At 62.6% G+C, this 12769-nt stretch carries 12 protein-coding genes and 1 tRNA gene; 9 read left to right on the top strand and 4 right to left on the bottom strand.

The genetic code is table 11. The annotated features are described in order from the left end of the window. On the bottom strand, positions 1–151 hold a 151-nt coding region (locus NKH21_RS01810; protein ID WP_352862881.1), incomplete at its 3' end, for a transposase. Between the two features lie 182 nt (positions 152–333). Here NKH21_RS01810 and NKH21_RS01815 point away from each other — a divergent pair. From NKH21_RS01815 to NKH21_RS01835, 5 genes are all read left to right on the top strand, one after another. Further along, positions 334–846, top strand: coding sequence for a hypothetical protein (locus NKH21_RS01815; protein WP_352862898.1), 513 nt, complete (start codon positions 334–336; stop codon positions 844–846). Between the two features lie 280 nt (positions 847–1126). After that, entirely contained in the window at positions 1127–1498 is a 372-nt protein-coding gene (locus tag NKH21_RS01820; RefSeq protein WP_352863084.1) for a hypothetical protein, read from the top strand. Positions 1499–1733: 235 nt separating this feature from the next. Then, complete coding sequence (locus NKH21_RS01825) at positions 1734–2360, top strand: CDGSH iron-sulfur domain-containing protein (RefSeq protein WP_352862899.1); 627 nt, start codon at positions 1734–1736, stop codon at positions 2358–2360. A 176-nt stretch (positions 2361–2536) separates the two neighbouring features. After that, a complete protein-coding gene (locus NKH21_RS01830) occupies positions 2537–4564 on the top strand; it encodes a hydantoinase/oxoprolinase N-terminal domain-containing protein (RefSeq protein WP_352862900.1) in 2028 nt (675 codons plus the stop codon). 300 nt (positions 4565–4864) lie between these two features. Further along, entirely contained in the window at positions 4865–7039 is a 2175-nt protein-coding gene (locus tag NKH21_RS01835) for a malate synthase G (protein ID WP_352862901.1), read from the top strand. 238 nt (positions 7040–7277) lie between these two features. Here NKH21_RS01835 and NKH21_RS01840 read toward each other — a convergent pair whose 3' ends face one another. Next, the gene (locus NKH21_RS01840) at positions 7278–8810 is read right to left on the bottom strand and encodes a YifB family Mg chelatase-like AAA ATPase (RefSeq protein WP_352862902.1); all 1533 of its coding nucleotides are present in this window, start codon (positions 8808–8810) and stop codon (positions 7278–7280) included. A gap of 153 nt (positions 8811–8963) precedes the next feature. Between NKH21_RS01840 and NKH21_RS01845 the strand changes: the two genes are divergently transcribed. Beyond that, on the top strand, positions 8964–9905 hold the full coding sequence (locus tag NKH21_RS01845) for an IS1595 family transposase (protein ID WP_352862903.1): 942 nt from the start codon (positions 8964–8966) through the stop codon (positions 9903–9905). A 192-nt stretch (positions 9906–10097) separates the two neighbouring features. Here the strand turns inward: NKH21_RS01845 and NKH21_RS01850 are convergent, their stop codons facing one another. Next, on the bottom strand, positions 10098–10877 hold the full coding sequence (locus NKH21_RS01850; protein WP_352862904.1) for a DUF3800 domain-containing protein: 780 nt from the start codon (positions 10875–10877) through the stop codon (positions 10098–10100). 9 nt (positions 10878–10886) lie between these two features. Between NKH21_RS01850 and NKH21_RS01855 the strand changes: the two genes are divergently transcribed. Then, positions 10887–11057: a DNA-binding protein gene (locus NKH21_RS01855; RefSeq protein WP_352862905.1), complete on the top strand. Its 171-nt coding sequence runs from the start codon at positions 10887–10889 to the stop codon at positions 11055–11057. Here NKH21_RS01855 and rhuM read toward each other — a convergent pair. Continuing rightward, positions 11044–12045 carry a RhuM family protein gene (gene rhuM, locus NKH21_RS01860; RefSeq protein WP_352862906.1) on the bottom strand — a complete coding sequence of 334 codons (1002 nt, stop codon included), beginning with the start codon at positions 12043–12045 and terminating at the stop codon, positions 11044–11046. The genes NKH21_RS01855 and rhuM overlap by 14 nt on opposite strands. A gap of 170 nt (positions 12046–12215) precedes the next feature. Here rhuM and NKH21_RS01865 point away from each other — a divergent pair. Both NKH21_RS01865 and NKH21_RS01870 read left to right on the top strand, forming a co-directional pair. Next, positions 12216–12286 (top strand) — tRNA-Arg (locus NKH21_RS01865). Positions 12287–12345: 59 nt separating this feature from the next. Continuing rightward, a complete protein-coding gene (locus NKH21_RS01870; RefSeq protein WP_352862907.1) occupies positions 12346–12552 on the top strand; it encodes a hypothetical protein in 207 nt (68 codons plus the stop codon). Positions 12553–12769: the final 217 nt, after the last annotated feature.

The raw sequence follows: 12769 nt of genomic DNA on the forward strand, positions 1-12769 counted from the left end.
AGATATCCATCCCGCCGAAGCGGGCCTTCCAGTTGTAGATCGAGGCGTCGCTGACCCCGTGCTTGCGGCACAGATCGGCAACCGATACCCCGGCCTCGTGTTCCTTCAAAATTCCGATGATCTGCTCTTCAGAGAAGCGGCTGCGTTTCATGTCCTGGTCCTCTCGATGGCCAGAACGAACTTCAAACCGGATTAGATCAGAGGGGCAAGGTCACCGGGGACCAAGACGACGGAACCGGTTTGCATAGGACGCTCCAACCATTCCGCTTGAACCCTGTCCTTCACCATCCTACCGCATTGGCGTATCCTCTCCTAGGCTTGGGGAGACATAACATGCGCTCCACCTTCGACATCACCGCCGCGATCGGCCTTGCCATCGGCGGCGCTCTGGGCCTCGCCGGCACCTTCGTCGAGAGCGCGTCCCTTCGCGAAACATTCTGGACGATCGACGGCGTCGGACTCGTGGTGGCGACCGCGCTGTTGACGATGAAGTATCAGCGGCTGGGCAATGATTGGGTGGCGGCCGGTTTTCTGACCTTCCTTGCCGGCGAAAGCCTGCTGCTCGCCGCCAATGCGGCGGGGCTTGAGGCCAGCGTGCCCTCCTATGTCGGCGGCATCTCGCTCTGGGCGGCAGCGCTGGTCATGATCAGCGCGCCGAAAACCTTCGCGCTGTGGATGCGGCTCACCGCTGTCGTGGCCGCCCTGCTGTTTGTCGTCTCAGTGGGCCTGATCCTGTGGGGCGCGCCTTTGCTGCCGACCTCGGCGCCGCTGCCCGCTGCCGGATATCCCTTCCTGGTGCTCACATTCATCGGCTGGATCTGGACGCTGCTGAAGCCCGGGCGTTGAGCCCGGTCGGACCGCCCCCTCTCCGGCCGCTTCGCGGCCACCTCTCCCCCACTTTGTGGGGGCGAGGAACCCAGGTCCTGTGAGGCTTCGGCGGTTGGCATTCCTCGCCCCACGGCGTGGGGAGAGGTGGTTTGCGAAGCAAACCGGAGAGGGGTCTTGCTTAGCAACGCTGCGCCTTTCGCGATGCGCAAATGGCGCACCCCTTCCACCCATCCCGCCACCATGCCATGTTCCCCCTCGCGGCCGGGCAGGCCGCTTCATTCCGGGGGGAATCATCATGTTGTCTTACGCTTTCGCGCGCCGCGCTGCCGCGGCGCTCTTCATAGCCGCGTTGTTTGCGCCGGCCGCACATGCCGGCGATGTCACTTTCGAGATCAGGAACAGCCATCCCAACGCCATGCGCGTCGAGCTCTACAGCCAGGACCGCGACCATGTCTGGCCGGGCAACAATCAGGATTATTATCTCAACGACGGCGAGACCAAGTCGATCCCGCTGTCCTGCAAGGACGGCGAATCGATTTGCTACGGTGCCTGGGTCGATGGCGACCAGAATACCTATTGGGGTGTCGGCCCCGGCAACACGGAAAAGTGCGACGATTGCTGCTACACCTGCAGTGGCGGCGAGACCGAGGAAATCGATCTGGTTCCGTGATGTGGCAAATCTCCCCCCTTGAGGGGGAGATGTCGCCAAAGGCGACAGAGGGGGTAGCCGCGCGTAGAGCGCCAACCTGTTCTGCAGCAGCAGGCCGAGCCCCGTCGGGCCGACCCCCTCTGGCCGCTATGCGGCCATCTCCCCCTCGAGGGGGGAGATAGCCCAGCCTCTCGGCCAGCTTGACGCTGTCAGGGCCGCCGCCATAACGTGATGCCTTCAGCGAGGAGTACAGCTAATGGCCGGCATGGTCGAAGGCGAGAAGATCGATATCGGCTTTTCCGGGCGCCGCTGCATCCATTCGCGCAATTGCGTGCTTGGCGATCCGCGTGTCTTCGTGCCCAATGCGCCGGGCCAGTGGATCCACCCTGAGGCGGCCAGCGTCGAGAAGATCGTGGCGCTCGCCGAAGCCTGTCCGTCCGGCGCCATCACCTATGTCCGCAAGGATGGCGGGCCGCAGGAACAGCCGCCGGTGGTCAACACCGTGCGCATAAGGGAAAACGGTCCGCTGGCCGTCCATGCCGAGATCGTGCTGGGCGGCGAGACGTTCTTCCGCGCCACGCTGTGCCGCTGCGGCGCCTCGGAAAACAAGCCGTTCTGCGACGGCAGCCACGCCAAGGCAGGCTTCACCGCCACCGGCGAGCCGGCGCTGAAGGATACGCCGGCGCTGGAAGCGCGGAATGGCCCGCTCACCGTCACGCCGACGACCAACGGCCCGCTCAAGCTCGAAGGCAATGTCGAAATCGTCACCGGCACCGGCCACACGGTCGACCGTACGCAACGCGCCTTCCTCTGCCGCTGCGGCCACTCCGCGAACAAGCCGTTCTGCGATGGATCGCACAAGCGCGTGGGGTTTGTGGGGTAGGCGGTCGTTAGGCGCGGCTCGCACCTGTTAGGGCGGCGATCCTTCCCACCCCCCTCTGTCCTGCCGGCATTGGGCGAGCCTGCAGCATATTCGTCGTGGCCCAGCGCTCGCGGCTTTATCGGCCGGCCCGTATCGGCTAAGGGCGGGGAACAAAATCTCCGGACCGCCGCCAGAATATGACCGCCAAGACCAAACCCTCACTCCTGTTCCTCGGCATAGACACCGGCGGCACCTATACCGACGCCGTGCTTTGGTCGGAAGCCGGCGGCCCCGACGGAAAAGTGCTGGCCAAGGCCAAGGCGCTGACAACGCGCCATGACCTGGCGGTCGGCATATCTGGCGCGGTCGATGCCGTGCTGCAAAAAGCCGGCACCGACCCGACCGCGATAAAACTGGTGTCGATGTCGACGACGCTCGCCACCAATGCGCTGGTCGAAGGGCAGGGCGGCCGGGTCGCGCTGGTGATGATCGGCTTTGCCGAGGGCGACCTTGCGCGCGACGGGCTGAAGGCGGCGCTCGGCTCCGACCCGGTGGTGTTCTGCCCCGGCGGCCACGATGTGCACGGCAACGCCGCGAGCCTCGATCTGTCCGGGCTGGAGGCAGCTTTGCCGGAATTGGAAAAGTCGGTCTCCGGCTTTGCCGTCTGCGCCTATTTCGCCACCCGCAATCCGGCGCACGAGCTAAGCGCGCGCGATTTGATCCGCGACAGGACCGGCCTGCCGGTTACCGCCAGCCATGAACTTTCGGCCAAGCTCGGCGGCCCGCGCCGGGCGCTGACGACATTGCTCAACGCCAGGCTGATCTCGATGATCGACAGGCTGGTCGCGGCAACCGAAGGCTTTTTGGCCGCACGCAACATTGCCGCCCCGCTGATGGTGGTGCGCGGCGACGGCGCACTGGTTTCCGCCGCCTTCGCCCGCCAGCGGCCGATCGAGACCATCCTGTCCGGCCCCGCTGCCAGCCTCGTCGGCGCCCGCCACATGACCGGCCTCGACGATGCGGTGGTCTCCGATATCGGCGGCACCACCACCGACGTCGCCGTGCTCGACAAGGGCCGGCCGCGGCTCGATCCGGAAGGCGCCACCGTCGGCGGGTTCCGCACCATGGTCGAAGCGGTCGCCATGCGCACCTTTGGCCTCGGCGGCGATTCCGAAGTGGCGCTGGAGGACGGCGTGCTCAGCCCGAAGATCCTGCTCGGGCCGCGCCGCCTGGTGCCGCTGGCGCTGGCCGGCATGATGCATGGCGAGGCCGTCACGGCGGAGCTCGAACGCCAGCTGCGCGCGCCCAACCCCGGCCGCATGGATGGCCGCCTGGCGGTGCGCACCGGGGTGCCGGAGCGTCTGGCGGCTGGCCTGACCGGCGCAGAGGCGAAACTCTATGAGCTGATTGGTGCCGTGCCGCTGGCTCTCGACAGATTGCTGACCTCGAATGCCCAGAACGCCACCTTGAACCGGCTGGTGTCGCGCGGGCTGGTGCATATCGCTGGCTTCACGCCGTCGGACGCCGCGCATGTGCTGGGCAGGCAGGCCAATTGGGATCCGGCCGCGGCGCGTCTGGGTGCCGAGCTGTTCGCGCGCAGGCGTGACGGCCGCGGCCAGTTCATCGCCGCCTCGCCGGAGGCGATCTCGGAACGGGTGCTGACCACGCTGACCCGCCTGTCGGCGGAAGTCATCCTGGAAACGGCCTTTGCCGAAGACGGGCTGGATGGCGCGGCGACCGTCGCCCATGCCCTGGTCCAGCGCGCCGTCGACGCGCATCCCGGCATCGCCCGTCTCAGCGTCGCGCTCGACCGTCCGGTCATCGGCCTCGGCGCCTCGGCGCCGCTGCACTATGCCGGGCTGGCCGAGCTGGTCGGCAATGACTGCGTGGTGCCGCAGGATACCGACGTCGCCAATGCGCTCGGCGCCGTCGTCGGCCAGGTCCGGGTCTCGGCCGAGGCGCGGGTCAGCCAGCCCAAGGAAGGGCTGTTCCGCGTCGCTTCAGGCGAAATCGTGCGCGACTTCAATGACGAGGCCGCGGCGATCGCCGCGGCGGAAAAAGATGTGCGGGCGATTGCCGCCGGGCGGGCGAAGGACGCCGGCACCGACAGCGCCGAGATCGAAATCGCCAGCGAGTTCCGCGTCTCCACCGTAGAGGGCCAGCGCATGTTCATCGAGGCGCATGTCGTAGCGGTGGCGTCGGGACGGCCAAGGATTGCGGTGTAACTAGCTGATCTCCCCCCTTGTGGGGGAGATGTCCGGCAGGACAGAGGGGGGCGCTGTCCCGCCAACGTCTCGGTCGTTTGCTGTTGTGCCCTCAGACTTGCGGCTGGTCGTAAATGGCAAGGTCCGCGATCCTTCACGCCCCCCTCTGCCCTACCGGGCATCTCCCCCACGAGGGGGGAGATCGGCAGCTTTGGCCGGCGGCGAAAATGCCCTACCTTCGGCCTAAGCGAATTGACCCTGTAGCCATGGCATGTCAAACGCCCGGTGCCGGCAACCCGGCCAAGCCCTGGAGAAGCCCTGATGACCGATCGCGTCGAGATCGCCGGATTGCGGATTGCCCGCGAGCTTCATGATTTCGTCGCGAACGAGGCGCTGCCGGGCACCGGCATCGAGGCGGAGGCATTCTGGGGCGGCTTTTCGGCGATCGTCCATGAACTCTCGCCAAAAAACCGGGCGCTGCTCGAAAAGCGCGATGCCATGCAGGACAAGCTCGACCGCTGGTATCGCGACAATGGCGCGCCCGTCGACATGGAGGCCTACAAGAGCTTCCTCCGCGAGATCGGCTATCTCCTGCCCGAGGGGCCGGCTTTCAGCGTGACCACCGAAAATGTCGACCCGGAAATCGCGCTGGTCGCCGGGCCGCAGCTGGTGGTGCCGGTGATGAACGCGCGTTATGCGCTGAATGCCGCCAATGCGCGCTGGGGCTCGCTGTACGATGCGCTCTATGGCACCGACGCCATTCCGGAGACGGACGGCGCCGAGAAGGGCAACAAATTCAATCCGGCGCGCGGCGCCAAGGTGGTCGCCTGGGTGAAAAGCTTCTTCGACGAGGCGGTGCCGCTCACGACAGGCAAATGGGCGGGGGTGAACGGGCTTTCGGTCGCCAACGGCCTGTTGCGGCTGGGCGAGGGTGCCGGCGCCACCACGCTTGCCGACCTCAAGCAGTTTGCCGGCTATCGCGGCGATGCCGCCAACCCAGAAGCCGTCCTTTTGGTCAAGAACGGCCTGCACATCGAAATCATTGTCGACCACAACAACCAGATCGGCCGCACCGATCCGGCCGGCATTGCCGATGTCGTGCTGGAATCGGCGCTGACCACCATCCAGGACTGCGAGGATTCGGTGGCGGCCGTCGATGCCGAGGATAAGGTGCTGGTCTACCGCAACTGGCTCGGCCTGATGAAGGGCGACTTGGCGGAAGAGATCACCAAGGCCGGCAAGAGCTTTGTCCGAAGGCTCAATCCCGACCGCACCTATACCGCGCCCGATGGCGGCACGCTGACCTTGCCCGGCCGCTCGCTGATGCTGGTCAGGAATGTCGGCCACGTCATGACCAATCCGGCGATATCAGACCGCGACGGCAACGAGGTACCGGAAGGCATCATGGATGCGGCGCTGACAGCGCTGATCGCGCTGCATGACATCGGCGTGAACGGGCGCCGCGCCAACTCCCGCGCCGGCTCGATGTATATCGTAAAGCCCAAGATGCACGGGCCCGACGAAGTCGCCTTCGCCGTCGAGATTTTCGACCGCGTCGAGGCGCTGCTCGGCATGGCCAAAAATACCATCAAGATGGGCATCATGGACGAAGAGCGGCGCACCACCGTCAACCTCAAGGAGGCGATCCGCGCCGCGAAAGACCGCGTCGTCTTCATCAACACCGGCTTCCTCGACCGCACCGGTGACGAGATCCACACCTCGATGGAAGCCGGCCCGATGATCCGCAAGGGCGACATGAAGCAGGCCGCCTGGATTGCCGCCTACGAAGCCTGGAACGTCGACATCGGGCTGGAATGCGGATTGGCCGGCCACGCCCAGATCGGCAAGGGCATGTGGGCGATGCCCGACCTGATGGCGGCGATGCTGGCCGAGAAAATCGCGCACCCCAAGGCCGGCGCCAACACCGCCTGGGTGCCATCGCCGACGGCGGCGACCCTGCACGCCACGCACTACCACAAGGTCGATGTCCACGCCGTCCAGAAGGCGCTGAAAAGCCGGCCCAAGGCCAGGCTCGACGACATCCTGTCGGTGCCGGTAGCAAGGCGGCCGAACTGGTCGCCTGAAGAGATCCAGAAGGAGCTCGACAACAACGCGCAAGGCATTCTGGGCTATGTCGTGCGCTGGATCGACCAGGGCGTCGGCTGCTCGAAAGTGCCAGATATAAACGACGTCGGCCTGATGGAGGACCGCGCCACGCTGCGCATCTCTTCGCAGCACATCGCCAACTGGCTGCATCACGGCGTCTGCACCCGCGAGCAAGTGATGGAGACGATGAAGCGCATGGCGGCGATCGTCGACCGCCAGAACGAAGGCGATCCGCTCTACCGGCCGATGGCACCGGATTTCGACAAGTCCATCGCCTTCCTCGCCGCCTGCGATCTCGTCTTCAAGGGCCGCGTCCAGCCCAACGGCTACACCGAACCGGTGCTGCACGCGCGGAGATTGGAACTGAAGGCGAAAGAGCAGGCGCGATAGTCGCCAGCGTTCCCCTCCCCCTCGAGGGGAGGGTGGCCCGAAGGGCTGGGTGGAGTCCTGCGTGAAGTGCGCCGACTCCCATTCCGGCGACAGGAACGGGAACGAGGATTGTCTTAGCGACCGATAACGGGTGCCATCTTGATCTGCCGCATATCGAGGAGACGTTAAAGGCAGAGCACGTCACCGGCGACCCCACCCGGCTCTTCGCGGCCACCCTCCCCTCGAGGGGGAGGGAAACCTACGCCGCTTGTGCCATCCGCTCCGAGCTCATGCGGTAGGAAATCGCCTCGGCCAGATGGATGCGGCCGACCGTCTCGCTGGCCTCGAGATCGGCCAGCGTCCGCGCCACCTTCAAGACGCGGTGATAGGCCCGCGCGGAAAAGCCGAGCTTTTCGCTGGCATCCCTCAGCAGCGACAGGCCGGCGGCATCGGGCATGGCGATTTCCTCGATGACCGACGGCGAGCAATGCGCGTTGGTGGTGGCGGAGGTCGCGCCGAGCCGCTCGAAGCGTTCACGCTGGATCGTACGGGCACGAGCGACGCGCAGTGCCACGGCTGCACTCTTCTCCGCCCGGTCCGGCCGGATCAGATCGCTCGCCGAAACCGCCGGCACCTCGATCCTGAGATCGATGCGATCGAGCAGCGGGCCGGAAATGCGCGCCTGGTAGTCGGTGCGGCAGCGGTCGCCGCGCAGGCAGCGATAGCCCGGCTCGCCGGCCATGCCGCAGCGGCACGGGTTCATCGCCGCGACCAGCTGAATGCGCGCCGGATAGGTGGCGCGGTGGTTGGCGCGCGCGATCATGCAGTCGCCGGTCTCCAGCGGCTGGCGCAGCGCATCGAGCGCCTGCGGCGAGAATTCGGGAAACTCGTCGAGGAACAGCACGCCGTGATGGGCAAGCGAGGCCTCGCCCGGCCGCACGCGCAGGCCGCCGCCGACCATCGCCGCCATCGAGGCCGAATGATGTGGTGCCCGGAACGGCCGCCGGTCGGTCAACTTTCCTTCGCCGAGTTCGCCGGCCACCGAGGCGATCATCGAGACTTCGAGCAATTCCCTGGGCGCCAGCGGCGGCAGGATCGACGGCAGCCGCTGCGCCAGCATCGATTTTCCCGACCCCGGCGGCCCGACCATCAAAAGATTGTGGCCGCCGGCTGCCGCCACCTCCAGCGCCCGCTTGGCGGTCTCTTGGCCCTTGATGTCGGCAAGGTCGGGCAGGTCGCGCGCCGAAGCATGGATGCCGGCTTCCGGCCGCGACAGGACCTGCGTGCCGCAAAAATGATTGGCGATGGCGATCAGGCTGCGCGGCGCCAAGATGTCGAAATCCTTGCCGGCCCAGGCCGCTTCCGGCCCGCAGGCGAACGGGCAGATCAGGCCCTTGCCTTCGGCATTGGCGCCGATCGCCGCCGGCAGCGCCCCGGCCACCGCGGCAATGGTGCCGTCGAGCGACAATTCGCCAAGCACGACATAGCCGGCCAGCATGTCGCCCGGAATGGCGCCGAGCGCCGCCATCAGCCCGAGCGCGATCGGCAGATCGTAATGGCTGCCTTCCTTGGGCAGGTCGGCGGGCGCCAGATTGACGGTGACCTTCTTCGATGGCATCGACAGGCCGGATGCATGAAGTGCTGCCTGCACCCGCTCGCGGCTTTCGGCTACAGCCTTGTCGGCCAGGCCGACGATGTGCATGTTGACCTTGCCCGGCGCGATCATCACCTGCACGTCGACCGGCACGGCCTCGATGCCCTGGAAAGCAACCGTGCGAACCCGCGCCACCATGTCGTCACCCCGGATGCAGGCTTTTGCCCCAAGCCTTTGCGATCATGCCGCGAACGGCGTCACCGGAGACAACCACAGATTTCCGGCGAAGGGCGATTATATATTTGACAAACCCAACGGGATGAGCGATAACGATTCCAAGGAGTTATCGCCATGTCAGTTCTGTCCCGCCCCTATTTCCATAACGAAGCTGCCGCATTTGAGCATGTCGAGGGCATGCTGTGGCCGCAGGGTCCGGTCTGTCCCAAGTGCGGATCAATGGATAAGCACTACACGCTGGCTGGCGTTCGCTCCAAGGCTTCGAAGAAGAACCCGAACGGCGTTGAGCGCCACGGCCTGTACAAGTGCGCCGCCTGCCGTGCCCAGTTCACGGTTCGCATGGGCACGATCTTCGAGGAAAGCCATTTGCCGCTCCACAAGTGGTTGCAGGCCATCCACCTCATGTGCTCGTCAAAGAAGGGCATATCCTCGCACCAGCTGCACCGCGTTCTGGAATGCACCTACAAGACGGCTTGGTTCCTGTCGCACCGCATTCGCGAGGCCATGCGCTCGGATGATTTCACGCCCATGGGCGGCGCTGGCAAGTTCGTGGAGGTGGACGAAACCTACATTGGCCGTCTCGCTGGCGTTCCGAAGCAGAAGACCGGCGCGGCTCACAAGAACACCGTCCTTACGCTGGTCGAGCGTGGCGGCATTGCCCGTTCGTTCCACATCGACAGCGCCACGGTTGCCCGCGTCCTGCCGATCGTTAACGCGAACATCCACAAGGAAAGCGTTTTCATGTCGGACGAGACCCGCGTTTACGACAACATCGGCCCTGAATTCGCCGCGCACGGCACGGTCAACCACGGTCGCGAGGAATACGTTCGCGGCATCGTCCACACGAACACCGTGGAAGGCTTCTATTCGATCTTCAAGCGCGGCATGAAGGGCGTCTATCAGCATTGCGCCGAGCACCATTTGCACCGCTATCTGGCAGAGTTCGATTTCCGCTATTCGAACCGTTCGGCCATGGGCGTTGAGGACAACGTGCGTTCGCTGATCGCCTTGAAGGGCGCTAAGGGCAAGCGCCTTACCTACCGACAAGCTTATTGACGCCAAGAAGGATCATTACCGGAAACCGGTGCAGTTGAAGCTTCCTCTTTGGAGGGGCGAACCGTTTCGGAAGCGGAATAAGGCTTGATTCCTTTGGCGGAAAGGATCATAATCTTAGTAACCCGATGCTTCGGCGGTCGGTATTTGATGGTACATTAATCCATCGGAGGGGGCGCAAGCCCCTTTCTAGTTTTAGGGTATATGTTTGAAGCCATACCCTCGAACGTCCCCATAGTAGGACCGGTCATATTTTTGGCGGACAAGCATTTCTGAGACTTTCTCGCAGAACTGCCCCAAGTGGACCTTATGGCCCATGTTTTGCCGGATTGTGTAATGGCTCGGGTGGGCGAGCAGATCGCACAATTGTAAGCCGGCTATGTTATCCTTCTTGGTTCTGAATTTCAGGCTTGAAGACGGTATGCGTGCCCTTGTCAGAGCGAACTCCGCAAACCTTGTCCCCATCGTGCGACAGGTCCAGAACTCACGCTGTAAGGCCTTGTCCTGGTTGTTGCCGCGCGCCTCTGGCATGATATCGCCGGTGCTATTCATACGCCTGAGGAAGTGCGCAAATTTCTCTACAATGATTTCCATCAGGAAGTGATACGGGTGGGTCTGGCGCCAATGTGCCTGTTCCGTCATCCACTGCTTGTCTATCAAAGCCGTAATTATGCGATAGTCGGCGTCGGACATAACCTGTAGAATACGGCGGTCGAATTCTTCTCTGGCGTCTCGGTCCTTTAGTGGCTCAAATGGACCGCGCGAATTCCTAATGTCGACGCGATGGAAGCATATCGGCGCGTCCGGATCTTGGCTTAAAATGTCGGCCTTGATCCGGTCAAACGCAGGTACCAGATAGTCTCTGGCGTGATCCTTTTTCATTATCGCGCCGGTTAGGCTCAGATAGCGGAAGTTGTCGTCGTTCAGGCGCTTCATGGCCTCGACGCCTACTTCATCCAAATACATCCGATACATGAGGCGACAATGGCCGATTCTCAAAAGAAAGCAGAGTCCCAAGTGGACAAGTTTCGCGAGGCCGCCCGCGAACTGGAAACCGACCAGTCAGAGGAAGCCTTTGACCGCGTGTTGAAGAAGGTGGCGAAGGCCCCGCCACAGAAGGAAGAGAAGCCCAAAAAGGCTTCTAAGCCGGGGTGAGCTTCTTCGGGTCGTCTTTCGATAGACGGCGCTGCCACATGGCGTATTCAGCCTTTGCGTGGTTTATCGCCTTATCTCTCAGGAAGTCCTTGTAACCCTTAAAGACAGGGTAATCGTTGACCGACAGAAGGCTATCCAGCTTGGCCGTTAGGTCTGCCATCTTGAGCGTTTTGCCCCGGATGGCGCTGGATTCGGCGTAGAGCAGAAACTGCTCGCAAAGAATGTGCAGGATGTAGAGTTCGTCGCTGTCGAGATAATTCTTGCCGATCTGCGCCTCTGTGACGGACGGCATGTTACCAGCGAAATGGACAATGCCCATGTTCGCTGTCTTGCGGTCTGCCCGACCTAAAATCAGCTGAGACGCGGTGCTCTGAGTGATCGCATACAGGAACTTGTCCTGCATCAACGCGAAGAACGAGCGACAGGCCGAAGACTGGTTGTCGTAGTCAGAGGAAGCCTCTTTGAAGCAGTCGCGGACAGCAGCATATATGTTCTTTTCGTCGGAACGAAGCTCACGGATTCTGGCGGCCAGCTTGCGCAGCGCTGCCGGGCTGTCCTTGAGACGGGCTTCGTTGATCGCATAGCCATCAACGATATAGGAGCGCAGGGTAGCTGTGGCCCATTTGCGGAACTCTGTGGCCTTTGGCGAACTGACGCGGTAGCCGACCGACAGGATCATATCGAGATTATAATGGGTGACTTGGCTGGGTTTCCCGCTTGGACCAATTTGTGCAAATTTTGCACAAACTGCGCTTTCCTCCAGTTCGCCTTCCTCGATAATGTTACCAACATGCTTCGAAATGACGCTGCGCTCGCGCTCAAAAAGCGAAGCGATCTGGTCCTGTGTTGCCCAGATAGTTTCGTGGTCAACGTCAAGGTTGAAGCTGATCGCGGTTTTGCCGAGCTTGAACTGCACTAGTTCAAGCTCCAACTGTTTCGCCGCTTCTTTGGTTTTCTGCGCAATGGTCTTCTTCGGTGGGATTGCCATAAACGATTCTCTCCGATTCGAATTACGCAACGTAACACGACCAGAGCGTTCTTGTTATGATCCGCTAAAATATCTCCAAGCTGAATTCCGCACATTCCCCTACGGATCAGGTTGACTTTACGTCAATAGACAGTCATTAGGCCCGTGCGGCCCGCAGGGGAGCATGTCTCCCCCGTTCGTCTAGTGGTTAGGATGCCTTTCTTCTAAATCGGAGACGTCAGTTCGATTCTGACACGGGGCCGCTTTTTCTTTCTAAATTTCAGTATCCGTGCTCTCCTGCCTCTTTGAGGGAGGAACACAATGCAACGTATCCGTAAGACAGGCCCGCAAGGCGTTATCCGTCCTTTTAGCCCAACTCCAGATCTCAACGGGTCAATGGCGGCCGACGAAAAAATCGCCGAAGCCTTAGAGCATATCGCAATAGCGCTTTCTGCAATCGATCATAACTTGGAAGTGATGACGACGAAGATAGATGGTCTTCTTCAGGTGCAGGCTCGGCGAAAATAACTCCTGCCTCGGAAGCCAGACCGTAAGCCGGTCTTTTCCCTGCCATCTCAGATGCAGTTTTCATTAGCTGGTACTCCTTTTGGGTTGCCGGCCTGTCAGGATTATATTCCTACATGGTTCCGGGTTTGTCAAATATATAATCGCCCGGCGAAGGCAAGAACATTTGGGGAACATGCTGAACGCAACGGCTGCAATGTTTGCAACGCGGCGCTCCCGA

Source organism: Mesorhizobium sp. M1329 (genome assembly GCF_040318035.1).
Classification (GTDB): Bacteria; Pseudomonadota; Alphaproteobacteria; order Rhizobiales; family Rhizobiaceae; genus Mesorhizobium.